The following is a 25,269-nucleotide window of genomic DNA, read 5'->3' as shown; positions in this document are numbered from 1 at the left end:
TTTTATTTCCTCCTAAATAGAGATAATTAAATTATTTACTACCAATACGTTCTTCTGTAATCTTATCAGAAATCGCCTTCGGTACATCTTCATAATGATCAAATGTCATTGTAAAAGTACCACGACCCTGTGTAGAACTACGAAGTGTTGTAGCATAACCAAACATTTCAGATAACGGAACAAATCCGCTAATTCTAGATTCGCTATTTTCGGTATTCATACCTTCAATGCGACCACGACGAGAGTTCAAGCTTCCGATAACATCTCCCATGTACTGTTCGGGAACATCCACTTCAACTTTCATATATGGTTCAAGAAGTACAGGTTTTGCTTTCTTTGCAGCCGCTTTAAACGCCATAGAGCCGGCAATCTTGAAGGCAGCTTCAGAGGAGTCTACATCATGGTAAGAACCATCATATACAACAACCTTGATATCTACCATTGGATAGCCTGCCACTACACCGTCAACCATAGCTGATTCTACACCCTGTTGAATTGGCTTAATAAATTCCTTAGGAACTACACCACCAACAACTTCACTAGCAAACTCAAAACCTTTACCCGGTTCCATCGGTTCAAGACGAAGCCAGCAATGACCATACTGACCATGTCCACCGGTCTGACGAATAAACTTACCTTCCGCTTCCACAGTACTACGAATCGTTTCGCGATAAGCAACTTGCGGTTTACCTACATTGCAATCTACTCGGAATTCACGTTTCATACGATCAACGATAATTTCCAAGTGAAGCTCGCCCATACCGGAAATAATAGTTTGGCTAGATTCCTGATCGGTATGAACACGGAAAGTGGGGTCTTCTTCAGCAAGACGCTGGAGTGCAACACCCATCTTTTCCTGGTCTGCCTTAGTTTTTGGTTCTACTGCTACAGAAATAACCGGTTCCGGGAATTCCATCTTTTCTAAAATAATCGGATGGTCTACATCACAAAGAGTATCCCCTGTTGTAACATCTTTAAACCCTACAGCTGCTGCAATATCACCAGTATAAGCTATATCAATTTCTTTACGGGTGTTTGCATGCATCTGGAGTAAACGACCAACACGTTCTTTCTTTCCCTTTGTAGAGTTAAGTACATAAGTTCCTTGTTCCATCTTACCAGAATAAACACGGAAATATGCAAGCTTACCAACAAATGGATCAGCCATAATCTTAAATGCTAATGCTGCCAACGGTTCTTCATCACTTGCTTTACGAGTATCTTCTTCACCGGAATCCAAAGTACCTTTAACTGCCGGTACATCTAACGGACTTGGTAAATAATCAAGAACTGCATCAAGCAACATCTGAATTCCCTTATTCTTATATGCGGATCCACAGAATACAGGGAACAACTTACAATCAAGAACTTGCTTACGAATGGATGCCTTAATTTCTTCTACGGAAAGCTCTTCACCTTCCAAATATTTCATCATTAATTCGTCATCGCCTTCAGCAGCCACTTCGCAAATCTTATCATGATATAAAACTACATCGTCTTTCATATCTTCCGGAATTTCCTCAATACGAATATCCTTACCGAGGTCATCCATATAAACAACAGCCTTCATTTCAAGAAGATCAATAATTCCCTTGAGCTCAGCTTCTGCACCAATTGGAAGTTGCATCGGCAATGCTTTAGCATGAAGTCTATCTTCGATAGTCTGCACTGCACGCAAGAAATTTGCACCAACAGTATCCATCTTATTAATAAAAGCAATACGTGGTACACGGTAATGATCAGCCTGTCTCCAAACAGTTTCAGACTGAGTCTGTACTCCGTCCTTAGCACTGAATACAGCTACAGAACCATCCAATACGCGCAAGGAACGTTCCACTTCTACAGTGAAATCTACGTGCCCTGGTGTATCAATAATATTTACGCGGAATCCTTTCCAATGACAGGTGGTAGCCGCAGAAGTAATAGTAATTCCACGTTCCTGTTCCTGTTCCATCCAGTCCATGGTAGCACCGCCATCATGAACTTCACCAATCTTATGATTTACACCGGTGTAGAAAAGAATACGTTCCGTGGTAGTAGTCTTGCCAGCATCAATATGTGCCATGATACCGATATTTCTAGTTTTTTCAAGTGAAAATTCTCTAGCCACGATAGTTCTCCTTCTTTCAATTACCAGCGATAATGAGCAAACGCCTTATTAGCTTCTGCCATCTTATGAGTATCTTCTTTTTTCTTAATTGCAGCACCGGTATTATTGAAAGCGTCTACTAATTCACCTGCAAGACGTTCTTCCATAGTACGTTCATTGCGCAAACGTGCATAATTTACCATCCAACGAATCCCCAAAGTCAAACGACGTTCAGGTCTTACTTCAATCGGAACCTGGTAATTTGCACCACCAACACGACGAGCGCGAACTTCCAATACTGGCATTACATTGTTAAGAGCCTGTTCGAAAATTTCGAGAGGTTCTTTGTTCAACTTACTGTGAGCAATATCAAATGCGCCATATACGATAGATTCAGCGACACCTTTCTTGCCATCCAGCATAACCTTATTAATAAAACGTGTTACTACCTTGGAACCGTATACTGGATCCGGAAGTACATCACGTCTTTGTACAGCACCTTTTCTCGGCATACAAGTATCCTCCTTTAAATTTTAGGTATTCTTTTGTTATTATATAAACTACTTCTTATCACTCTTAGCTCCGTATTTAGAACGGGACTGCATACGACCTGCTACACCTACGGTATCAAGCGCACCACGAATAATGTGATAACGAACACCTGGAAGATCCTTGACACGTCCGCCTCTGATGAGAACGACACTGTGTTCCTGAAGATTGTGTCCAATTCCCGGAATATAAGCAGAAACTTCAATTCCATTGGTCAATCTAACACGGGCAACCTTACGAAGAGCAGAATTCGGCTTCTTCGGGGTAGCTGTATAAACTCTTGTGCAAACGCCACGCTTCTGCGGTGCGCCTTTAAGAGCCGGGGTCTTCGCCTTAACAGACAGAGTTTCTCTGCCTCTGCGAACCAGCTGGTTAATTGTCGGCAAAATAGGCACCTCCTTTCCTCAAAAGTAAATTTATAATTGATTCACTACTGCAAGATTATCATAAATAAAACTTTTACTTATTACTTGCAGAAATGAATATTACCGAAAGTCAATGACAGCACATGCGGAAGCTTTAACTTTGATATGGCATGCTCTGCCAATTTCCTTTTTAGTAAATGATGAAATAATTGGAACGCCATATTGTATACATATGTTATTTAGAAATTGTATAATTTCTTCATCACAATCAGATGCAACAAACACACATTGTGCCATCTTCTTTTCAACAGCCCGTTGTGTTTCCTTCATTCCTACTACAGCCGAAGATTGTTTTAAGTCTTCCAGAGTCAAATCTATCACCTACTTATCGTGCATTTTCTACACAACAAGAGAAGTATACCACTACATAATATTCCTGTCAACTTTTAATGGTAAATTTATTTCGTATTCATCGGCACACCTTTTACAACGCACCCGTGTGTTTCTTTTTTGTTCTCGCTTTATATTTTTATAATTCCTCTTTTGTCTTTATATTTTATTCCAATATGTTATGATTAAGACTATATTTCTATAAATTACATAGGGAGATTTGATTATGAACCAGACTAAGTTAATTATTGTAAATGCAACTATAGCTACCATCTATGCAGTGCTTACATTAGCATTAGCCCCTATAAGTTATGGCCCCATCCAAATTCGGTTATCAGAATGTCTTGTACTTCTTGCTTTTTACAACAAAAAGTACATACCGGGTCTTACTATAGGCTGTCTACTTGCTAACATTAATAGTCCTTTGGGAATAACAGATATTTTTATAGGAACAACAGCTACTCTTATATCCTTACTTTTAATGCAATATTTACCTACTGTTTTTATTGCTTCACTTGCTCCTGTATTTATTAATGGAATAATGATTGGCGGAGAGCTTGCCTATTTATCAGAAATTCCTATGGATAGCACATTGCTTGCAGTAATAACTTATATTGGATTCGGAGAATTTTTATCCGTTTCTATATTAGGAATTTTACTTTTCAAATTCTTATTAAAAAACCCCATACTACGTAAATATATCATAGATTAGAATTAAAAAATTATTAGTATGATTATTTGATTTTATGTATTTTTATAGGTAGAATATAGGTAGGAAGTCTTTATAACCTGCTATAATAAACTATTATTCTAGCATTATAGGAAGAGGAGGTTCTCATTATGGAAATTAAAAAAATTTTGGTTCCTGTTGATGGGTCAGCCGAATCAAAAAAGGCATTACTTACCGGTGCAGATATGGCACTGAAGTATAACGCAGAACTTGAAATTATTACTGTTATCAACTTTAATAATCAGCAGCCTATCATTTCCTTAGGAAATTTAGAAAAGTTTACCGAAGAAGGATTACAAAAACAAGGATTTGATGTAATCAACGCAGTTATTGATGATTCTAATGCACAAGTAAGTTCAGCAAAGAAGATTGTATTATACGGTGAACCTGCAAAAGCAATTATTTCACATCAAGAAGCTTCTCATGCCGATTGCATTATACTAGGTAGTCGCGGTCTCGGAGCGGTTCGCCGTTTCTTTATGGGAAGCGTAAGTACGGAAGTCGTTCATAATGCAGATTGTCCTGTATTTGTAATTCGTTAAAAAACAACCACTCATTAATTAATGAGTGGTTGTTTTTTATTGTCCAATAGATGAATAAATCTTTTCTGCATGACCTGCATGTAATCCATATAAAATATACCCGGTTAAAGTAGCTATCATTCCATAAGTAACCGCTTCCATTCCACAAGCATAGCACGCATATATACTGTAAATACCTCCAAATACAGCTACCATTCTTGTTAAACGAGAGTTATATCCTGCTTGTTTTTGCATAATATCCAATGCTGCCATAGCTAATACAAAAGGAATTAAATTAGCTACTGTGGCTAATTGCAATAATGCATCAAACTGTTTTATTAAAGTAGGACTAGTAGTAAACACTAACATAACCAATTGAATAAATACCATAAGAATCATTCCTTTAACGGGAATCCCTTTTCCTGTTAATTGTCCAAAAACTTTAGGGAAATAGCCCTCATAAGCACCTTCACGAAGTAACTCACCTAAAGTAAACTGCCACGCAATTAAAGCTCCTGCACAACCAAATATCATAAAAGCTGTCACGATACGTCCGATTAAAACCCCAAACATATAAGTAAAAGCATCCCCAAACGGTGCATTAGACGCAGATAAAACCTCATTAGGTACAATACCTTGAATAACAGTTGTATATATGAGAGAAAAAACACCAATTCCTATAGTTGCCGCCATAACAGCAATAGGTACATTTCGCTGTGGATTTTGTACCTTATCCATATTAGAGCAAGCCGTTTCCAATCCTAAAAATGCCCACAAAGTAAAAGAATTAGAAGCACTGATTGCATGCAATGTAGAATAGTGATGTGGATTCCATGCAGCCGTAAAAATATGTGGATTAAAAAAATACAATCCACATAAACTCATCACAGCCGCCGGCACTACTTTACAAAGCATAGCAATGAATCCTAATTTCACAGTTATGCCTGTTCCCCAAAAATTAGCTATCGTAGCACCAGAAAGAACAAGTCCTGCCCATAACGCAGCTTGAAATGGCGTTAAAAATACTTCTAGAAATGCACTGGCATACGCTACTACAGAAATAGCTACCCCGACATTAGCAATCAAAAGAGCAATCGCATATGTATAATTGGCAATAAAATTCCCGGATTTCCCAAATGCATATTCTGCATAACCGCCTAAACCGCCTGTTTTTTTGCTATACATGCCACATTTAGAAAATGCATATGCCAAAACAAGTACTCCAATAATAGTTTCAACCCAAGCATAAATAGAAATAGATCCAACAGTTGCTACCATAGTAGGTAACATAATAATCCCATCAGTCATACTTACTGTTGTTAAAATAGTAAATGGAATTAATCCAATTTTATTACTAAAAGTAGACACAATTATCACCTTGAATAAATTTTAGCCTCTAAAAGTTTCATTAGAAGAGTTGATTTCGTTTTACACATGCTAATTATATCACTTATTTTTGTCTTTTGACTCTTATTTCCTTACTTTATATAATCAAACTATACGAGGAGGATTTTTATTTATGAAAAATGGAAATGCAGATGATTTTATTTATTATTTGTATGATGCAGATGCTTGTGTTAGGTATAAAAGTTATGTTTATCGATTTTCTAAACTCCGCTATAATCAAGCAAGAGAGATATATAGTATCGGAATCGAAAAATACCATTACACAGAAGAACCTTTTTCAGACTTTATGGAGTTGGTCTATAGTTATGAGTCTAATGATAAAGAAGATTGTATAAATCATTTAACTGAGGATATTCTTTGGGATGGAAAATCCTTTTATGAATTAGAAAAAGCATTAACCTGGTTTGATTGGGAATAGTAAATAATTAATTTACTACATGCAAAAAGAGCACTCTTATAAGAGTGCTCTTTTTATTATTCTTCCTCTTCATCTTTAGGAATATTATCAATCGAAGCTACACGATCCCCTTCTTCTAAATTCTGAATACTTACCCCTTGTGAACCTCTTGATTTTTTCGCTGTAATATCTGCTACACGTACTTTAATAGTAACGCCTTTTTCTGATACTCCAACTAATTCATCATCATCTGCAGCGGTAACTACAGCAACCACTTCATATCCACGTTTAAAGTTACGAGTACCTTTACCATTACGGCTCTGCGCTCTATAAGAAGAAATTGGATTACGTTTTGCTTGCCCATCCGAGGAGATAGTAATAATATCTTTACCTTCTTCTGCAATAACCGCTCCAATAACCTCGTCATTTATCTTTAAATCAATACCACGTACACCACCGGTTGCACGTCCCATAGCTCTTACATCAGATTCAGGGAAGCAAATTCCCATTCCATCTTTAGTTGCTAAGAACACTTTTTCCCCACCAGCTACATGATGTACGGTTACCAAAGAGTCCCCTTCACGTAATTTAACTGCTATCAATCCATTCTGTCTAATATTTTTATATTCGACAGTTTCTGTTTTCTTAACAAACCCCTTCTTCGTTACCATGAAAAGATATTTAGCAGTATCAAGATCTGCATTGTCTACATCAAAGAGTTCTGTGACTTTTTCTCCCGGTGTAAGTGAAGGAATAAAGTTAATTAATGCACTACCTTTAGAGTTTCTATTATTTGACTCCGGAATATCAAAAGCACTACGCATGTATACACGACCGGTGTTAGTAAAGAATAGAATTCGATGATGTGTAGAAGTATTTAATACTTTCCAAACATAATCTCCTTCTTTAGTTCTAATGCCGATAACCCCTTTACCTCCACGTGCTTGTGCACGCCAAGTATCCACAGACATACGCTTAATGTAGTTTTGTTTAGTCATAATAATAACCATAGGTTCATCTGGAATAAGATCTGTTACATCAAAATCTTCAACTGCCCTTACGATTTCACTACGACGTGCATCATTAAAGCGTTCTTTTTCAGCTAACAACTCTGCCTTTATTACTCCCATAATTTTTTCGTGACTAGATAATAAATCGATTAAATAGTTAATTCTGTCTTGCAATTCTTTATAATCCGCTTCAATTTTTTCTCGCTCCAATCCGGTTAAGCGACGTAAGCGCATATCCAAAATTGCAATAGATTGTTTTTCTGTAAGTCCAAAGCTCTTAATTAAAGCTTCTTTTGCAATATCATCGGTTCTAGACTCTCTAATAGTCTTAATTACTGCATCAATATGATCTAAGGCAATGAGAAGTCCCTCTAAAATATGTGCTTTAGCTTGTGCTTTATCAAGTTCAAATCGACTTCTACGAGTTACTACTTCTTCTTGATGCTTTAAGTAGTAGTACAACATTTGTTTTAAATTCAGTACACGAGGGTGTCCATCAACTAATGCCAACATAATGGTACCAAAAGTTGTTTGCAGTTGGGTATGCTTAAAAAGGTTATTAAGCATAATTTGAGGATTGACATCTGAACGAAGTTCAATAACAATACGCATCCCTTTTCTATCAGATTCATCACGTAGAGCCGTAATTCCATCCAAAACTTTTTGTCTGGATAAATCTGCAATGTTTTCAATAACTCGAGCTTTATTAACTTGATAAGGAATTTCCGTAACAACAATACGATTTTTTCCATGTGACATTTCTTCAATAAATGTCTTCGCTCTAAGAGTAATCCCACCTCTACCGGTATGATAAGCTTTTTCAATACCTTTACGACCTTGAATCAATCCTCCTGTTGGAAAATCCGGCCCTTTAATCGTAGTCATTAATTGATCAATGGTGATATTCGGATCATCAATCATCATACATAATCCATCTATAACTTCTCCTAAATTATGAGGAGGAATATTAGTCGCCATACCTACTGCAATGCCATATGATCCATTAACTAACAAATTTGGTATTCTGGAAGGAAGCACAAGTGGTTCTTGTAGTGATCCATCATAATTTGGCATAAAGTTAACTGTGTCTTTATCTAAATCACGAAGCATTTCTACTGCAATTTTAGTCATACGCATTTCTGTATAACGCATAGCAGCAGGTGAGTCTCCATCTATAGAACCAAAATTACCATGTCCATCTACCAGTTCATAACGTGTAGAAAAATCTTGTGCCATTCGTACAGCAGACTCATAAACAGCCGTATCCCCATGTGGATGATACTTCCCCAATACGTCCCCAACTATACGTGCAGACTTTTTATACGGTTTTCCAGGTAACATCCCCGCTTCTTGCATAGCATATAAAATACGACGATGAACCGGTTTAAGTCCATCACGTACATCAGGAAGTGCACGTGTTACAATGACAGACATTGCATAATCAATATACGATGTCTTCATTTGCTCTTCTAACGGTGCAGAAATAATTTTACCTTCTTGCCAATCCATAACTTCTCCTTTATATAAAAATATTTAAAATTTATTTATGTTTTCATCCCTACTTTTAAAAAACAAATTATTTATATTATATCATAAAATGCGTTTAAAAGCCTTTTAGATATGTTTTTAAGAGTTTTAATGATTTTTTAAACAAATATCTATGTATTGTTTAAAATCTTATACCATAAAAAGTTCTTTTGCGATACTTAATAAAGTGGGTTATAATATAATGTATTCTAAATAAAATATATTGTTAACTGTACATTATATAAGGATTTTCTATGAAAAAGATTGTGTTATTAATTACGACTCTTGCTGTCGCTATCGGATGCGGTTATTTTGCTGCTACTACATTTTTTACCAGTTCATGGGAAGGTACTTGGTGGGGTGTCCAAGATGCCGGACTCAATTGGTCAGGAGATAATATAAAGATTCTTGAAACATTCACCTTTACCGCTGAAGATGATATCATTATTGTTGAACAAAAGGTACAAAGGGGAATGCAAGAGGTACGAGGAGAATTAAGCGGTACTGCAACACGTGATGGGGGAAGATTGTTAATTACACCTTCTACGGGTGGAAATCCTATAATATTTTCCTTTAATAGAATCAATCATACAATTGAAACTTCTCTTACAAATGCAGACAGTTCAATCGTAACATTGAAAAAATTAACAGATGCAGATTTGACAGAAATGGAACAAATCCGCAATGAAATTATTACTACCTCCAAAAAACCTGCTAACAAGATTGATACTACTTTAGGAACCAAAATATAATACTCAATACAAAAGAACCATAAACATTTATGGTTCTTTTGTTATAGGTTTGTTGTAATGAATACATCCATTACTTATTTTCCGAAATAAGCATACGTGATTGAGGTATTTTTTCTGCTACTTCTGATGCAGTAAATCCAACCCCTTTTTCTTCTGCTAATAAATCAGCTGCTAAACTATGCATATACACACCGGCAACAGCCGCTTTATCAAGTTCCATGTCTTGTCCATATAAAGAACTAATAACTCCGGTAAGTACGTCTCCCATTCCACCAGTTGCCATACCGGGATTTCCGGTACTATTAACAAAAACTTCCCCTAAAGGTGTTGCTGTAACCGTAGGATAACCTTTTAACACTAATACGACTTGATTTTCTTGTGCATAAAGTCTTGCCCATTCTATACGATTTTGTTCTACTTCTACCACCTCTTTATTTATTAAACGGGCAAATTCTCCTACATGCGGAGTCAAAATAAATTGTCCCGGTAACTCTTTTAAAGATATATGAAAAGATGCAATCGCATATAATGCATCTGCATCTAAAATAACAGTTCCATTTATTTTTAATAATAACTCTTTTACAAACAATTGGGTTTGTAAATGTCTTCCGATTCCTGTTCCTAATGCCACTACATTATAACTTTTAAGCTTCTGTAGAACCGGTTCCACATCTGAAACAAAAAAACAATTTTTTTCTCCTATCGAGGAAACCATTATTTCAGGAACTTTTCCAGTTATTGACAATGCAATTTCTCCGGGCACTAACAAATGTACTTTACCACTCCCTGCATATAAAGCTCCACAAGCCGTTAAAAGACCTGCCCCCTCCAAACCTTCAGAACCTGCAATAATCCCAATAGTACCATAATTTCCTTTATGCCCTATTTTCATTCGATGGGGAAGCATTTCTTCTATGTCCTTTTTTTCTACCCATTCAGTTTTACAAAATTCATCTGCCTTGCTAGGAATACCAATTCTACTAACTAAAATAGTTCCACAATATTCACACCCCGGATATAACACATGTGCCCTTTTTATACTTCCCATAGCAATCGTATAGTCCGCTTTTATCGCAAGCCCATTACACTCTCCACTATCACAAACAAGCCCACTGGGTATATCAATAGAAACTCTAATTGCACTACTGACATTAACTCTATTTATAAGTTTTGCTTTTTCCCCTTTTATTGCGGAAGTTAACCCCGTCCCAATAAGAGCATCTACTATAATGTCGGCATCCTCTAAAAAGCGATATGCTTCTTCGGCTTTTTGAATTGCTTTAATAGGAATTTTCATTTTTTCTACAATCGCTTTATAAGCTTGCGAAATCTTAGTTAAATGCGAAATATTCCCCACAATAAATATAACTACATCCGCCCCCATTAAAGTTGCATATCTGGCAGCCACAAAGCCATCACCACCATTATTACCTGTCCCGCATAAAACAACAACTTTAGCAGCATCCCATTGTATATAATTAGACGTTAGAGAAATCACAGACGCGCCTGCACTCTCCATAAGTGTAGATTCCGATAATCCATATTCATTTATTGCTAAAGAATCCAGTTTCTGTGATTCTATTTTGTTAAGCAATTTCATGTGTAGCTCCTGTCATAATCACTACAGCTGCAGCCATACTATCTTCATGTGTAATAGAAACTGCCATATCTTGTACCCCCAATGCAATTGCTCTATTTTTAAAATTTCCCTGTAGATGAAGTAACGGTGCACCGAAATCTGTCCAACTTACATAAGCATCTCGCCATCCGGAACTTATAAAGCCAATCCCCAATGCTTTTCCTGCCGCCTCTCTTACTGCCCAAAGTGCAGCTAAAGACTCTGCCATTTTAGATCCTTTATTTCGACAATGTTTTAACTCTTCTTTTGTAAATATTTTTTCAATGCGCTTCGGATACTTTTTCATAAGAGATTCCCATCTCTCTGCTTTCGCCAAATCAATCCCAATCAGCATGTAATGCTCCTTTCTTCTATATCTATATTCTCCATTTTACAAAATATCCTTTCTCTTGTAAAAATTAAAATTTAATAACTAAAAAAGCAAAGATCTTTTGATCTTTGCTTTTATTTTTTACACTTTATTCACTTACTTTAGCAGCAGCCTGTACACGTGCACTCAAACGGGATTTCTTACGAGCTGCAGTATTCTTATGAAGAACACCCTTTGCAGCAGCGGAATCAATAGCGCTGACAGCATTGCGGAATGCAGCTTCTTGATTTTCAGTAGCAGCAGCTGCAACGGCCTTTTTAATAGCAGTGTGAATCTTAGATTTAACAGCAGCATTAGCCGCTCTCTTTACTGCATCAGTCTTAACAGTCTTAATATTTGCTTTAATCTGTGGCAATGTTTTCACCTCCCGTCGATTTAATTCATACTATGTAAGTTTATCACGTTTTGTAAGGATTAGCAAGAAATTTTACTGATTATTTCTTGTATTTCTTTACACAAAAGATGATTATTTTAATAAGTTTCTTTTTTTATATAAAAAAAGACAGGATAAAATCCTGTCTTTTTTGCAAAGCTATTGAACTTACTTCAATTCAACAGTAGCTCCAACTTCTTCAAACTTCTTCTTCATTTCTTCAGCTTCAGCCTTAGCTACGCCAGTCTTAACTTCTTTTGGCGCACCATCAACGAGAGCCTTAGCTTCTTTCAATCCAAGTCCTGTAGCTTCACGAACTACCTTAATAACCTTAATCTTAGATGCACCTGCATCCTTAAGAATTACGTCAAATTCAGACTTTTCTTCAGCGCCAGCAGCTGCTGCCGGTGCACCTGCAGCTGCTACTGCTACAGGAGCTGCTGCGGATACTCCAAATTTTTCTTCAATTGCTTTTACGAGTTCGCTCAATTCGAGCACGGACATGCTGCTAATGGCTTCAAGAATTTCCTGATGTGTCATTTTTATATTCCTCCAAATAAATAAGTTGCGTTTACATTACGCAGATTCTTTTTGTTTACGCACTGCTTCAAGAGCATATGCAAGATTTTGAATATTGCCGTTAAGGGCACGAGCCAGGCTGGTAATAGGAGCCTGCATTGCAGAAACAACCATAGCCAAGAGTTGTTCTCTGGATGGAAGATCCGCTAAAGCCTGCATTTCAGCCGGTCCAATGACTTTTCCGTCAAGTACACCTGCTTTAACCTGAAGAGACTGCGTCTTCTTATCCTTTAAGAATGCCTTTAATGCTGCTGCAGGAGCAACCGGATCGTCCTTGCTGATAGCAAGACCATTTGCACCGGTCAACAGTTCATCAAGACCTTCATACCCAAGTTCATTCGCGGCAATACGAGTTAAAGTGTTCTTAATAACTTTATATTCAACACCATGTTCCCTAAATACACGACGAAGCTGAGTAGCATCCTTAACAGTGAGCTTATTGAAGCTAAGAAGAGCTACCCCTTTAGAGGAAAGTCTTTCTTTCATTTCTTCAACTATTGCCACTTTTTCAGGACGAATTTTCAACTTATAATCACTCATAGTACACCTCCTCTGCTTAAAAAGTTTTATATTTATCACGTTAGCTAAAACAACCCCGCAAAACTGCGAGGTTGTAGTACTGTTACAGTACTCAGCCTCGGGAGGCGGGCCAATGCCCATTATAATATATACCGCCGGTCTTAAGCTAAGCGTAAATAAACAAATTATTCAGCCTTTGGAGCTGCAATTTGATTCAAATCAAGATGAACACCCGGTCCCATGGTAGAACAAAGAGTAGCACTCTTCATATAAATACCCTTAACTGTTGCCGGACGAGCTTTCATGATTTGATCGAAAATAGCACGAAGGTTTCCTTTTAATTTTTCATCATCAAAAGATGCTTTACCAATAAGAACCTGTACATTACCTGCTTTATCAGTACGATATTCAACCTTACCTGCTTTAATTTCATTAATAGCCTTAGTTACATCCATGGTAACGGTTCCAACCTTAGGATTTGGCATCAAACCCTTTGGTCCAAGTACACGACCAAGACGACCTACTACAGCCATCATATCCGGAGTAGCTACGACTACATCAAAGTCGCACCATCCCTGTAAAATTTTGTCTGCATATTCTTTGCCGCCTACATAATCGGCACCTGCAGCCTTTGCTGCCTCTTCCTGCTGATCCTTAGCAAAAACAAGAACCTTCTTATTCTTACCGGAACCGAATGGAAGTACAGTTGCACCACGAATCTGCTGTTCAGCAAATTTCGGGTTAATATTCAAATGGAAAGAAAGTTCAATAGATTCATCGAACTTGGCGGTTGCCGCCTTCTTTACCAAGCTCACAGCTTCGTCAATGTCATAGAACTTATGACTGTCAACGATGGCTGCTGCTGCTTTTTGTTTCTTTGTCAGTTTTGCCATTGTTTCCTCCTTTGTGGTCAACGGGTTTCCCCTGCCACGAATGAACCAGTCTTAGTCTACAACTTCAATACCCATACTATGGGCTGTGCCTTCTACTAAACGCATTGCCGCTTCAACGGTATTTGCATTTAAATCAGGCATTTTTGTTTCCGCGATTTCCTTAACCTGTGCCTTAGTAACCTTACCCACTTTGTTCTTGTTAGGTTCACCAGAAGCTTTTTCAATACCTGCTGCTTTCTTCAACAACACTGCTGCCGGTGGAGTTTTACAGATAAAGGTAAAAGTTCTATCTTCAAAAACGGTAATTTCTACAGGAATAATCAACCCCGCCTGCTTAGCAGTGCGATCATTGAAATCCTTAACGAATGCCATAATATTAACGCCTGCCTGCCCCAAAGCCGGACCTACTGGCGGTGCAGGAGTGGCTTTACCTGCAGCTACCTGCAATTTTACTACCTTAGAAACTTTTTTTGCCATAATTGTTACACCTCCTTCTCCTTATAGGGAATGTGGTAATTACGGACTGTAACAAGTCCTCCCACTTCGCGGACATACCAAGTACAAGATATGTCCGCGTTATTATTTTACTTTATCATTTAGGATAACCGTTCAAAAAAACCGGCTTCCAATTCAATCCTACTGGTATTACCAAAAGCACTAATATCTGCACGAATACTCTTCTTATCTGCCGCAACTTCAATAACAGTCGCTACATGATCAGAAAAAGCACCTTGCGTAATTCGAATTTTATCTCCAACCTTGACATCTGTATGTACTGATATTTTTTTCTGATTAGCGTTTAAAATTCTTTGTGCTTCTTCATCGGTAAGCGGAATCGGTTTTGTAGTAGTTCCCACAAAGCCGGTAACCCCTGGAGTATTTCTAACTACATACCAACTATGATCATTCACTTCCATCTGGATGAGTAAATATCCAGGGAAGATTTTGCGAGAAGTTACTTTCTTCTCACCATCTTTTACTTCTTCCTCATCATGCATCGGAAGTAAAATCTGTTTAATCGTATCCTCCATTCCCATAGAATGAACTTTACGTGTCAGCGTATCCAATACCTTATTTTCATACCCTGAATACGTATGGATAACATACCAACGAATATCTTTTTTCACTTCTTCACTTGATGTCTCTGCTGCCACGGGAGCAACATTCTGTTCTCCGTTTATTTCGTCCTTTTTCAATTCCGACATGCTTCCTCCTCTTTTAGCTTATGGTAGTCACCAACAGCTTAGAAAGCTGCATGAATGCGAAATCAACGATAACGATCAGGAAAGAAACAAGAACCACCGATGTAATTACAGTTGCAGTATATTGAATCAACTGTGTTTTTGTCGGCCAATTCACTTTCTTCATTTCCATTTTTGTCTCACGAAAAAAACGAGTCCATGTGCTACTCTTTTCTTCCATGGACGACACTTGACGTTTCGCCATGTTTACACCCCAATTTCCTTAAACAGAAAAATTACTTTGTTTCCCTGTGCAGGGTGTGCTTATTTAAATGTTTACAATACTTCATCAATTCAAGACGTCCTGTTGTATTCTTCTTATTCTTTGTTGTTCTATAATTACGACGCTTGCTTTCTGTGCATTCAAGAGTAATTCCGCCACGCATTCTTTCCACCTCATCAATCTTTCTAGAATTTAGCCCATTAACTAAAATACTCGTACAGTATAGCACAAGCACTTATTGTAGTCAACATTGCATGCTAAAAACACCAATATCAGAAAGATTATAACATTCTTTACTTTTCACTGCAAGAATTACTTATGCCTCTTAATTATTCTATCCCTTACTTTGACCTATTCTACTCTTCTCTATCGGCTTCTCCTTCTCATACCCCCCCACTTTAAAAAGAGAGAAGGTTTCCCTCCTCTCTTCTCTTTTCACAATTCTTATAAAGTTTTATTACTTAATAATCTTTGCTACTACGCCTGCACCTACTGTACGGCCACCTTCACGAATTGCAAATCTCTGTCCTTCTTCCATTGCAATTGGGGTAATAAGCTGTACGCTCATTTCAATGTTATCTCCCGGCATGCACATTTCGGTTCCTTCCGGCAATCCGATGTTTCCGGTTACGTCTGTCGTTCTAAAGAAGAACTGTGGACGATATCCATTGAAGAACGGTGTATGACGGCCGCCTTCTTCCTTAGTCAATACATATACCTGTGCGGTAAATTCTGTATGTGGCTGTACGGTTCCCGGCTTAGTTACTACCTGTCCACGTACAATGTCATCACGGTCAATACCACGAAGCAATGCACCTACACTGTCACCTGCCATTGCCTGATCCAATGTCTTTCTAAACATTTCCAATCCGGTAATAACGGTTTCGGTTGGCTTTTCCTGAAGTCCTACGATTTCTGCTGCGTCCCCTACCTTCATGGTACCACGTTCTACTCTACCGGTTGCTACGGTACCACGTCCGGTAATAGTAAATACGTCTTCTACCGGCATCAAGTATGGCTTATCAGTATCACGTTCCGGAGTCGGGAAGTAGTCATCTACACTCTGCATCAAATCACGGATTGCCTGTTCATACTTAGCATCTCCATTCAATGCACCAAGTGCAGAACCTACAGTAATTGGAGTGTCATCGCCCGGGTAGCCATATTCAGAAAGAAGATCTCTTACTTCCATTTCTACCAAGTCAATCAATTCCGGATCATCTACCTGATCTGCCTTGTTCAAGAATACTACGATAGATGGTACGCCTACCTGCTTAGCCAACAAAATGTGTTCACGTGTCTGTGGCATTGGACCGTCTGCTGCAGATACTACCAAAATAGCTCCGTCCATCTGTGCTGCACCGGTAATCATGTTCTTTACATAATCAGCGTGACCTGGGCAGTCTACGTGTGCATAATGACGTTTTTCGGTTTCATATTCAATGGTAGAGGTATTAATGGTAATACCACGTGCTCTTTCTTCCGGTGCTTTATCAATGGATGCATAATCCAAGAAATCTGCCTTACCTTCATCTGCCAATACCTTGGTAATTGCCGCAGTTAAGGTAGTCTTACCATGGTCTACGTGTCCGATAGTACCAATATTTACATGTGGCTTTGTTCTTTCATAATGTGCTTTTGCCATTTTTATTTCCTCCATTATAAAAAAGTTTTTTGCTTTACTTATTATACATTCTTATACTATGTTTCACAAGAAGAAAGCAATAAAAAAGACCCCTAGGGTCTTAATGTCATTTTGGTGGCGGTACAGAGACTTGAACTCCGGACACAGCGGGTATGAACCGCTTGCTCTAGCCAACTGAGCTATACCGCCATGGAGCTGATAACCAGGATTGAACTGGTGACCTTATCCTTACCAAGGATACGCTCTACCGACTGAGCTATATCAGCAAAGCTATATTAAGCAAAATAGTTTTGCGAAAAAACATGGTTGCGGGGGTAGGACTTGAACCTACGACCTTCGGGTTATGAGCCCGACGAGCTACCAACTGCTCCACCCCGCGAAAAATGGTGGATGGAATAGGATTTGAACCTATGTAGGCGTGAGCCGGCAGATTTACAGTCTGCTCCCTTTAACCACTCGGGCATCCATCCATATGGAGCTGGCAATAGGACTTGAACCTACGACCTGCTGATTACAAATCAGCTGCTCTACCAACTGAGCTATGCCAGCAGATAAGTGACGAAAGTTATTGTACAAGAAACAATTTACATTGTCAAGCATTTTTTATTTCATCATTAGGTTTGTTTCACATTCCTATCACGTTTATTGATTATACCATTCCACAATATAATTGTCTATATTTTTAGTAAAATATTTGTTCCATCAACAAATGTTTTCTTCCTCTCGTTTTTGGATATGCACCTTTTCATTCATATCTCTATTTAATATCTTTTTTGTGCCTTTTATAAATTTAGGACGTGCAATTAAAAGTACTCTCTCACAATTACAACATTTTATTCGCATATCCGTCCCTAACTGCACAACTTCCCACTCTTGAGATCCACATGGATGCTTTTTCTTCATCTGCACTATGTCTCCAATTTTATATTGTATAAATTTCATAACTCCCCCATTATTTACAAGCTATGCATCTATTGGTACTAACAAAAACTGAAAAGGTAGATATGTAGCTCCTGCAATGACAAAATGTAAATGCAAATCCTGACCCGCATGCCATACCCCCATAGACCAAGTATCTCTAATTGTTTTTTCTCCAAAATATCTTCTACGACCTTTTACTTCATAAACCAAAGGCAAAGATTTTTCCTTAATAGTAAAAACGCCTTCATAAATCCCGCCTAAAGGATTGAAATATAGTCTATACTGTCCTTTACCACAAGTATGAATTATTACATCATATGTCATTCCAAAGTTTCCTGCATTGACACGTTGTTGCCCATCCAGTTCATCATACCCTTGATAAAATAAATCTTCTACCCCGTCACCAATAATCAATTTCCCCGGGCCACTACTGATATCCCAACAAGAAATGCTTTCTTTTATAACAGATAAAGGAAAAATTCCACGTCTATCATGTGCATCTGCTTCTAAAATTTTTGCATTTTCAATTTGGTTTATTTGTTCTTTTATACTTTTATCTTTTACAGGTAAAATAGCCACACCAAAGGTAACCGGGTTTAAAGTTTCCACATCTATTATTCCACTTGCCAAGTGTGCCTCAGGAATAAATTGTGATTCACCGGTTGTTAAAATAGTAAGTGTATCTGCTTTTAAAGAAATAGTTTGTTCCACTTCTTCTTTTTTATCTCTTGCTTCCACCTTGGATAAAGTTCTTCCTGTATGAATGTAATCTAAACTTGTATCCCCTGTTATATTCCTTTTTACTTTGAGGATGGTGTCTTTATTACTGTTTACATAAGTTACAATTTGTGCAATTCCACCCGTATCATTTACATTGTAATAATAAATACGTCCCTTACCTTGCATAGTTCCTCTAGCCAAAATACCATAAGAAGATGGATATTCAGGACTGTCTGAAATAAGCATATCCCCCTCACTCAGAGTAGTTCTCATAGGAATACTTTGATATTCCAAATCTACGACCGATGAAATATTTATGGCATGACTCGCCATAGGTATTATCCATAATAATAGACTCAAAAGTTTTTTAATGTACTGCAACTTAATCTCACCTTTTATTCTAAATTATTTTCAGATTTTATTTTTTTAGCAATAGCAGAAATCTTTTGAAATCTATGTGCCAGTCCCGATTTACTAATATCTAACAACTCCGCCAATTCTCCTAAAGACAAATAAGGTTTTTTCAATCGCATCTCTGCTGCCTCTTTTATCTTAGGAGAAAGTTCGGTAAGATCCATGTATTTCATAATAAGTTGCACCTGCTGAAATTGTCGTAATGCAGCATCTACAGACTTTTGCAAATTGGCAGTTTCACAATTTACCTGTCGATTGACTCGATTTCTCATATCTTTCATTACTCGTACATTTTCAAACTCCATATAGCAATGTGCAGAACCGATAAGTTGTAAAAATCGGCCCACTTCATCCCCATCTTTTAAATAAATAATATAATCATTTTTTCGCTCTGTTAATTTGGGATGTAAAGAAAGCTCTTTCATTACCTTTGATATTTCTTCTGCAAAAATAGATGACTTAGTAACTAATTCTAAATGATAATCACTTTGTGGACGACTAACTGTCCCACCACCTAAAAAAGCTCCTGCCAAATAGGCTTTCTTCTCTTCTTGTGTTTTTAAATTATTATAGTCATTAATCTTTCCCAATGACCAAATATCCATTTTCTCTAAGAAGTGATTCCCTCCTTCAAAAGGTAATACAGTCAATGTATATACATTCTTTTTTCGAAGTCTGCGGCCTTGTCTCACCAAAATTGCCGGTTCTAAATTAAAATCTTTTTTTAATGAAATAAGAACACGACGTGCTACAGCGTTACTACTCGTTGAAAAATCCAGCCCCCATTTCCCTTCTGTACCGGTAATCACCGTTCCACTCATACGCAAAAGAGCAAGAAGCTCAGCTGTCCTACACGCCGTATTTTCTCTTGGCAAACGGGCCAACTCATTTTTAACTTCTTCTGTAAATGACATGGTCAGTTTCCTTTCAAATAAGCTTTTAAGCTATCAGTACTAATTGATGCATGTAAAAGATTTCTTATAGAAATTAATTCATTCGCAAGTACATCCGAGTCATGTATGGCTCCTGCAGTTTCTCCTAATAAATCTGCAGTAATAAGAATAGCTCCTAACTGCTCCACTTTTTCTTCATCGATTTTAACAGGTGTAGATCCTGCTGCAACATATTTGCTTAATGTATCAACATTTACTTCTTGTTTATTAGCCAAAACATAACCAATAACCCCTTTTCCAACTACCTGCATCAATGCCTCTAAATGTTGTCCTACTGTATATCCTACAGTTTCTCCCGGTTGTGTCATCACATTACAAATATAAATACAAGGTGCTTCACTCTTTTTTATAGCCTCTAACAATTCCGGTACAAGCAAATTAGGCATAATCGAGGTATATAAACTTCCAGGCCCCAATACAATTAAATCCGCATTATGAATAGCTTCAACAGCATCTATTACCGCTTTTGGTTTTTCAGGAATTGTTGATAACTTCACGATATTTGCAGGATATGCTGATATTTCAGATTCTCCTTCAATAAGTTTTCCATCATCCATTTTTCCAACCAGGCGAACTTCTTCTGTTGTAGAAGGAATTACTTTCCCTCTAACTTTCAATACTTTACTAGCCGCTTCCAATGCATTCTCAGGAGTGCCAAACTCCTTAATTAAGGCTGCCAGAAATAGATTTCCCAGACTATGCCCCGCCAATTCTCCCCTACCTTCAAATCTATATTGGAATAGTTGCTCCAATACAGACTCTTTGTCCGCCATGGCAACTAAACAATTTCTTAAATCACCAGGTGCAATAATATCCATTTCTTCACGTAATCGTCCTGAAGAACCTCCATCATCAGCCACTGTAACAATAGCTGCCAAATTAGAAGTTTTTTTCTTTAATCCACGAAGTAACATGGATAATCCATGACCTCCGCCAATAGCCGCAATATGAGGGCCTTTAGATAATTCAATACGTCCTAACACTTGCCTAGATACTTGATTTTGTTCTTCCGGTGCAATCAATATAATAAACCGTTTAATTAATTTTCGTATCCCCACCAACATAAAAACAATTCCGAAAATAGATAATATAGAGCCATACGCAGCAAGCATAGTATAACTATAAGCACCGGTCAGCTGATAGGCTAATACAAATAACTCTTCTTCTAATGCACCAAAAATTTGATAATTAAACATAATAGTGGTACCAAATACCACCAATAATAAGCCTATGGAAAATAAAATCATCCAACGCTTAATTTTTAAACCAGGATATAACCATTGTATTAAAAATTTCATACTATTTCCCATCTGCATCATGTTTTACTAAATTACGATGCAAATCTCTATGTTGTAAATTAACATGAATAATTTGTTTTACTAAATGAGCATTCAATTTTTCTGTCACAAAAACGGAACGATGCATCCCTCCGGTACAACCAATAGCAATTGTAAGTTGTTTTTTCCCCGCATGCTGAAATTCGTCAACTATAAAATCAATGAATTTATATAAATGTTGTAAAAATTGCTGTGTAACCGGTTCTTTTTCAATGTATTCAGCTACTTCCTTAACCCTCCCGGTTGAGTATTTATACTCTTCTATATAAAAAGGATTAATTAAAAACCGAACATCCAATACCATATCTGCATCAATAGGAACCCCATATTTAAACCCAAAAGAAAATATGGTCACTCCCATCTGCTCTCCATTTTTATGAATACTAAATCTACTATGCAATACTCCTTTTAAATCCTTAGGTTTCATATCTGTAGTGTCAATAATCATATCAGCCTGTGTGCGAATACCTCCTAATATTTTACGTTCCGCTTCTATTCCATCTTGAATACGATTGCCATGAGATAACGGATGAGTCTTTCTTGTTTCCATATAACGTCGAACCAATACTTCATCTGATGCCTCTAAAAATACAAGTTCATAAGGAATTTCCCTTTGCTTTAATTCTTTAAGTGTTTGAGGAAGTGCTTCAAAAAAAGCTCCTCCTCTTGTATCCGTCCCAATAGCTATATATTGAACTTTAGATGTACTTTTCCAACATAAGTCTGCAAATTTTGAAATTAAAATGGCAGGAAGATTATCAACACAATAATACCCCATATCTTCTAAATGCTGCATAAGTGTAGTTTTCCCTGCTCCACTCATACCCGTCACAATAATTAAACGAAATGTATTCATTATAATCCTCCTTTCATCTCTTTATTTTTTCAAAATATATTTTTCCAAGGCTTTTGCCACACCATCATCATTATTAGAATCTGTAATAAATTGTGCAACTTTCTTAACAGATTCTGTCGCATTTTTTACAGCAAAAGACCATGGTGTGAGTTCTAACATAGATATATCATTTCCTGCATTCCCAAATACCATCATCTGATCCGGAGAAATATCCCACTGAAGACAAAGTGCTTCTAATGCATAACCTTTAGATGCATCTTTACTATTAAGCTCAAAAAAACATTCACTAGAACGAACATAACCTGCTCGATTGCCAAATTTCTCAATCATTACATGCGATACTTGCTCCATCACTTTAGCATCTTGCTCAAAAACTAAAATCTTGATAGGAGCTTCTGTAGGATTCCAAAAATCATCTCCTATAACTTTTGCTTTAACTCTACAATTTTTTTCATAAGTAAAAGTTCTCTCATCTCGAAAAGGTACGTATAGTTCATCTCTCGCATAGAATTGCATATACCAACCATGCTTACGCCCTTCTCTTAAAATATCCTTAGCCAATGCAAGATCTAAAGGTAAATAATTAATAATTGTTCCACTTTGACACATTGCGGTCATAGATCCGGTATAAACTACCATCGGCACATCCCCAAGTCCAAGTTCTATACCCCACGGACGTGCTGCCTGAAACATTCTTCCTGTTGCAATAACAACACGAATTCCAAGCTCTTGTACTTTATTCAAAACTGATTTCGTATAGGATGAAACGGAAATATCATCTCTAAGAAGAGTTTCATCTAAATCAATAGCAATCATCTTAATATCTTGATTCAAAAAAACGCCTCCTATTCATACCATTTTATTATAAAGAAATATATTTTATTATAACATGGTCCAAATAAAAATCTGCATAATGTAACAACAAAGGATATAAGCGTTAAGACTATACCCGATCGCACAATATGTTATAATATAATAGTTATTATATATTATAAGAAAGTGAGTGAATACATTATGAAAAAACTTTTAATTATATGCGGATTAACTGCTGTCATATCGGCAGCAAGCAACTTGCCGGTATCTGCAGAAATGTTCTGGAAATATAACGATACAATAACTATTGATATGGGGCTCTCCCGTTTCAAAAAAAATTCAGAAGGGCATGAAATATTAGAATTTGTTGGAATTGAAAAACTTCCTGAAGATGGAACCTGTACATATACATACATATATGATAGAACTGCGGGCACCATTCAAGTAAAAGAATTGGAAAAAAAGACAAAAAAACTCCACTATACAAGTAACTTCACACCTGAATCCATTGACTCTTCCAACCCGGTTATACAAGCTCGTGCCGCTATGGCAGAAGCTGTTTATCAACGAAAAGTTGCTAAAAATCATAAAAAATAATGAGAAAAACTACATTTGAAGATATTTCCAAAGATCTTCTTCACTTTATTACCAAGAGTCCATCTCCTTATCATGTAGTAAAAAACATGAAATCTGCTTTGGTGTATTCCAACTATATAGAACTTAGAGAAGAAGATGAATGGAATATAGAAAAAGGTGGTCATTATGTAGTGACCCGAAATGGTTCAGCGCTAATTTCTTTTACAGTTCCTGATGAAGAAATTTACTCATTTCGTATTGTTGCAGCACATAATGACTCTCCAACCTTTCAAATTAAAGAAAATCCGGAATTACAAGATAATACCTATATCCGCTTAAACGTAGAAGGATATGGAGGTATGATTATGAATTCTTGGATAGACCGACCTTTATCTGTAGCCGGACGCATTTATATCAATAAAGAGGGGACTATTACGCCTGAAATGATTGCCATAGATGGAACAACATTAATTATTCCATCCGTAGCAATTCATATGAATAGAGAAATAAATAAAGGTTATACATGGAATATACAAAAAGATCTTCTTCCTTTATATGGCACCGCTGAAACCAAGATTTCATTCATGCAAATGATTGCTGCTGCCGCCAATGTAACAACTGATTCTATTTTAGGTCATGATTTATTTCTTTATAGTCGTGTCCCAGGTACTATCTGGGGCATAGAAAAAGAATTCATATCTTCCCCTCGCCTAGATGACCTACAATGTGCATTCGCAGCATTCCGTGGTTATGCATTAGCAAAAAAACAAAATCATATTTGTATATATGTATTGTTTAATCACGAAGAAGTAGGAAGTGGGACAAACGAAGGAGCCGGCTCGACTTTATTATTGAACACAGTCCTTCGAATAGGACAATCTTTAGGATATTCATTTGATAAAACAATGGCGATGATAGCACGTAGTTGGATGGTTTCTGCTGATAACGCACATGCAGTACATCCAAATCATCCGGAATATGCCGATTTTAATAACCGACCTACCTTAAATAAAGGGATCGTAATAAAACATAATGCTTCTCGCCATTATGCAACTGATGGATACAGTGCCGCACGTTTTCGTGCTTTATGCGACAATCATAATATTCCAACACAAACATTTACAAACCGCTCCGATATATCGGGAGGATCTACATTAGGTCATATTTCTAACACGAAACTTTCTATTCCTACAGTAGATATTGGACTGCCACAACTATCTATGCACTCCTCTTACGAAACTGCCGGTATAAAAGACACTTCATATTTAATTGATTCAATGATTGCATTCTTTGATGAACCAAAATAAAAAATAGCAGATTTTACATCTGCTATTTTTTATTTTGGTTACTTACTATAAATTACTACTCTTTTATAAATTAGCTATACCGAAACTTTATGTTTACATACCCGAATTTATGTGTTACAATATGAAAAATAATAATTAATCTCAAATTTTCTA

Annotated in this window: 29 protein-coding genes and 5 tRNA genes; 6 read left to right on the top strand and 28 right to left on the bottom strand. The window is 37.0% G+C overall.

Going from position 1 to position 25,269, the window contains the following annotated elements; translation table 11 throughout:
- Positions 1 to 31: 31 nt before the first annotated feature.
- The 4 genes from fusA to BCB69_RS00790 all read right to left on the bottom strand — a co-directional run bounded on the left by fusA (position 32) and on the right by BCB69_RS00790 (position 3,384).
- Positions 32 to 2,110 (bottom strand): elongation factor G, encoded by a 2,079-nt coding sequence (fusA, locus tag BCB69_RS00805; protein WP_069176737.1) that lies wholly within the window; start codon positions 2,108 to 2,110, stop codon positions 32 to 34.
- A gap of 20 nt (positions 2,111 to 2,130) precedes the next feature.
- Entirely contained in the window at positions 2,131 to 2,601 is a 471-nt protein-coding gene (rpsG, locus tag BCB69_RS00800) for a 30S ribosomal protein S7 (RefSeq protein ID WP_022513881.1), read from the bottom strand.
- 48 nt (positions 2,602 to 2,649) lie between these two features.
- Positions 2,650 to 3,024 (bottom strand): 30S ribosomal protein S12, encoded by a 375-nt coding sequence (gene rpsL, locus BCB69_RS00795; protein WP_022513880.1) that lies wholly within the window; start codon positions 3,022 to 3,024, stop codon positions 2,650 to 2,652.
- 99 nt (positions 3,025 to 3,123) lie between these two features.
- Positions 3,124 to 3,384, bottom strand: a complete 261-nt coding sequence (locus tag BCB69_RS00790; protein WP_236887193.1) for a L7Ae/L30e/S12e/Gadd45 family ribosomal protein — start codon at positions 3,382 to 3,384, stop codon at positions 3,124 to 3,126.
- A gap of 235 nt (positions 3,385 to 3,619) precedes the next feature.
- On the opposite strand from BCB69_RS00790, the gene BCB69_RS00785 reads away from it, so the two are divergent.
- Positions 3,620 to 4,105 carry a QueT transporter family protein gene (locus BCB69_RS00785; RefSeq protein WP_069176735.1) on the top strand — a complete coding sequence of 162 codons (486 nt, stop codon included), beginning with the start codon at positions 3,620 to 3,622 and terminating at the stop codon, positions 4,103 to 4,105.
- 128 nt (positions 4,106 to 4,233) lie between these two features.
- The gene (locus BCB69_RS00780; protein ID WP_022513878.1) at positions 4,234 to 4,665 is read left to right on the top strand and encodes a universal stress protein; all 432 of its coding nucleotides are present in this window, start codon (positions 4,234 to 4,236) and stop codon (positions 4,663 to 4,665) included.
- A 36-nt stretch (positions 4,666 to 4,701) separates the two neighbouring features.
- On the opposite strand, the gene potE is transcribed toward BCB69_RS00780, so the two are convergent.
- Complete coding sequence (gene potE / locus BCB69_RS00775) at positions 4,702 to 6,012, bottom strand: putrescine-ornithine antiporter (RefSeq protein WP_069176734.1); 1,311 nt, start codon at positions 6,010 to 6,012, stop codon at positions 4,702 to 4,704.
- Between the two features lie 151 nt (positions 6,013 to 6,163).
- Between potE and BCB69_RS00770 the strand changes: the two genes are divergently transcribed.
- A complete protein-coding gene (locus BCB69_RS00770; RefSeq protein ID WP_069176733.1) occupies positions 6,164 to 6,469 on the top strand; it encodes a hypothetical protein in 306 nt (101 codons plus the stop codon).
- 56 nt (positions 6,470 to 6,525) lie between these two features.
- Here BCB69_RS00770 and gyrA read toward each other — a convergent pair whose 3' ends face one another.
- Positions 6,526 to 8,967: a DNA gyrase subunit A gene (gene gyrA / locus BCB69_RS00765; RefSeq protein ID WP_022513875.1), complete on the bottom strand. Its 2,442-nt coding sequence runs from the start codon at positions 8,965 to 8,967 to the stop codon at positions 6,526 to 6,528.
- Positions 8,968 to 9,239: 272 nt separating this feature from the next.
- On the opposite strand from gyrA, the gene BCB69_RS00760 reads away from it, so the two are divergent.
- Positions 9,240 to 9,737, top strand: coding sequence for a succinate dehydrogenase (locus BCB69_RS00760; protein ID WP_069176732.1), 498 nt, complete (start codon positions 9,240 to 9,242; stop codon positions 9,735 to 9,737).
- Positions 9,738 to 9,807: 70 nt separating this feature from the next.
- Here the strand turns inward: BCB69_RS00760 and BCB69_RS00755 are convergent, their stop codons facing one another.
- The 22 genes from BCB69_RS00755 to BCB69_RS00655 all read right to left on the bottom strand — a co-directional run bounded on the left by BCB69_RS00755 (position 9,808) and on the right by BCB69_RS00655 (position 23,254).
- Positions 9,808 to 11,337 (bottom strand): bifunctional ADP-dependent NAD(P)H-hydrate dehydratase/NAD(P)H-hydrate epimerase, encoded by a 1,530-nt coding sequence (locus tag BCB69_RS00755; protein ID WP_069176731.1) that lies wholly within the window; start codon positions 11,335 to 11,337, stop codon positions 9,808 to 9,810.
- Entirely contained in the window at positions 11,324 to 11,710 is a 387-nt protein-coding gene (acpS, locus tag BCB69_RS00750) for a holo-ACP synthase (RefSeq protein ID WP_069176730.1), read from the bottom strand. Before acpS ends, BCB69_RS00755 begins: the two co-directional genes overlap by 14 nt.
- Before the next feature lie 124 nt (positions 11,711 to 11,834).
- On the bottom strand, positions 11,835 to 12,101 hold the full coding sequence (gene rpsT / locus BCB69_RS00745) for a 30S ribosomal protein S20 (protein WP_022513872.1): 267 nt from the start codon (positions 12,099 to 12,101) through the stop codon (positions 11,835 to 11,837).
- Between the two features lie 186 nt (positions 12,102 to 12,287).
- Positions 12,288 to 12,659, bottom strand: coding sequence for a 50S ribosomal protein L7/L12 (gene rplL / locus BCB69_RS00740; RefSeq protein ID WP_022513871.1), 372 nt, complete (start codon positions 12,657 to 12,659; stop codon positions 12,288 to 12,290).
- Between the two features lie 36 nt (positions 12,660 to 12,695).
- The gene (gene rplJ / locus BCB69_RS00735; protein WP_022513870.1) at positions 12,696 to 13,238 is read right to left on the bottom strand and encodes a 50S ribosomal protein L10; all 543 of its coding nucleotides are present in this window, start codon (positions 13,236 to 13,238) and stop codon (positions 12,696 to 12,698) included.
- 164 nt (positions 13,239 to 13,402) lie between these two features.
- The gene (gene rplA, locus BCB69_RS00730; RefSeq protein WP_022513869.1) at positions 13,403 to 14,110 is read right to left on the bottom strand and encodes a 50S ribosomal protein L1; all 708 of its coding nucleotides are present in this window, start codon (positions 14,108 to 14,110) and stop codon (positions 13,403 to 13,405) included.
- A gap of 51 nt (positions 14,111 to 14,161) precedes the next feature.
- Entirely contained in the window at positions 14,162 to 14,587 is a 426-nt protein-coding gene (gene rplK, locus BCB69_RS00725; protein ID WP_069176729.1) for a 50S ribosomal protein L11, read from the bottom strand.
- A 119-nt stretch (positions 14,588 to 14,706) separates the two neighbouring features.
- Positions 14,707 to 15,237 carry a transcription termination/antitermination protein NusG gene (gene nusG / locus BCB69_RS00720; RefSeq protein WP_069177353.1) on the bottom strand — a complete coding sequence of 177 codons (531 nt, stop codon included), beginning with the start codon at positions 15,235 to 15,237 and terminating at the stop codon, positions 14,707 to 14,709.
- A gap of 91 nt (positions 15,238 to 15,328) precedes the next feature.
- The gene (gene secE, locus BCB69_RS00715; RefSeq protein WP_022513866.1) at positions 15,329 to 15,556 is read right to left on the bottom strand and encodes a preprotein translocase subunit SecE; all 228 of its coding nucleotides are present in this window, start codon (positions 15,554 to 15,556) and stop codon (positions 15,329 to 15,331) included.
- Positions 15,557 to 15,587: 31 nt separating this feature from the next.
- Positions 15,588 to 15,737, bottom strand: a complete 150-nt coding sequence (gene rpmG, locus BCB69_RS06265) for a 50S ribosomal protein L33 (protein WP_083989975.1) — start codon at positions 15,735 to 15,737, stop codon at positions 15,588 to 15,590.
- A gap of 294 nt (positions 15,738 to 16,031) precedes the next feature.
- Positions 16,032 to 17,219: an elongation factor Tu gene (gene tuf / locus BCB69_RS00710; protein WP_022513038.1), complete on the bottom strand. Its 1,188-nt coding sequence runs from the start codon at positions 17,217 to 17,219 to the stop codon at positions 16,032 to 16,034.
- Between the two features lie 112 nt (positions 17,220 to 17,331).
- Positions 17,332 to 17,408, bottom strand: a tRNA-Met gene (locus BCB69_RS00705).
- A gap of 1 nt (position 17,409) precedes the next feature.
- Positions 17,410 to 17,485, bottom strand: a tRNA-Thr gene (locus BCB69_RS00700).
- A gap of 37 nt (positions 17,486 to 17,522) precedes the next feature.
- Positions 17,523 to 17,598 (bottom strand) — tRNA-Met (locus BCB69_RS00695).
- Between the two features lie 5 nt (positions 17,599 to 17,603).
- Positions 17,604 to 17,689: transfer RNA gene (locus BCB69_RS00690), tRNA-Tyr, on the bottom strand.
- A 3-nt stretch (positions 17,690 to 17,692) separates the two neighbouring features.
- Positions 17,693 to 17,768, bottom strand: a tRNA-Thr gene (locus tag BCB69_RS00685).
- Between the two features lie 153 nt (positions 17,769 to 17,921).
- Positions 17,922 to 18,161 carry a DUF951 domain-containing protein gene (locus BCB69_RS00680; RefSeq protein WP_069176728.1) on the bottom strand — a complete coding sequence of 80 codons (240 nt, stop codon included), beginning with the start codon at positions 18,159 to 18,161 and terminating at the stop codon, positions 17,922 to 17,924.
- Between the two features lie 21 nt (positions 18,162 to 18,182).
- On the bottom strand, positions 18,183 to 19,193 hold the full coding sequence (locus tag BCB69_RS00675) for a hypothetical protein (protein ID WP_069176727.1): 1,011 nt from the start codon (positions 19,191 to 19,193) through the stop codon (positions 18,183 to 18,185).
- Positions 19,194 to 19,255: 62 nt separating this feature from the next.
- A complete protein-coding gene (gene whiA, locus BCB69_RS00670; RefSeq protein ID WP_069176726.1) occupies positions 19,256 to 20,188 on the bottom strand; it encodes a DNA-binding protein WhiA in 933 nt (310 codons plus the stop codon).
- Positions 20,189 to 20,190: 2 nt separating this feature from the next.
- The gene (locus tag BCB69_RS00665) at positions 20,191 to 21,525 is read right to left on the bottom strand and encodes a gluconeogenesis factor YvcK family protein (protein ID WP_069176725.1); all 1,335 of its coding nucleotides are present in this window, start codon (positions 21,523 to 21,525) and stop codon (positions 20,191 to 20,193) included.
- Between the two features lies 1 nt (position 21,526).
- On the bottom strand, positions 21,527 to 22,420 hold the full coding sequence (gene rapZ / locus BCB69_RS00660) for an RNase adapter RapZ (protein WP_022513886.1): 894 nt from the start codon (positions 22,418 to 22,420) through the stop codon (positions 21,527 to 21,529).
- A gap of 21 nt (positions 22,421 to 22,441) precedes the next feature.
- Positions 22,442 to 23,254, bottom strand: a complete 813-nt coding sequence (locus BCB69_RS00655) for a Cof-type HAD-IIB family hydrolase (RefSeq protein WP_236887192.1) — start codon at positions 23,252 to 23,254, stop codon at positions 22,442 to 22,444.
- A 180-nt stretch (positions 23,255 to 23,434) separates the two neighbouring features.
- Here BCB69_RS00655 and BCB69_RS00650 point away from each other — a divergent pair, with 180 nt between their 5' ends.
- Complete coding sequence (locus BCB69_RS00650; RefSeq protein WP_069176724.1) at positions 23,435 to 23,830, top strand: hypothetical protein; 396 nt, start codon at positions 23,435 to 23,437, stop codon at positions 23,828 to 23,830.
- A complete protein-coding gene (locus BCB69_RS00645) occupies positions 23,830 to 25,116 on the top strand; it encodes a M18 family aminopeptidase (protein ID WP_069176723.1) in 1,287 nt (428 codons plus the stop codon). Before BCB69_RS00650 ends, BCB69_RS00645 begins: the two co-directional genes overlap by 1 nt.
- The last annotated feature ends 153 nt before the right edge of the window (positions 25,117 to 25,269 follow it).

It is taken from the genome of Dialister pneumosintes, from assembly GCF_001717505.1.
Classification (GTDB): Bacteria; Bacillota; Negativicutes; order Veillonellales; family Dialisteraceae; genus Allisonella; species Allisonella pneumosinta.
The sequence above is the reverse complement of the archived record's forward strand: the minus strand, read 5'-3'. Positions and strand labels throughout refer to the sequence as shown.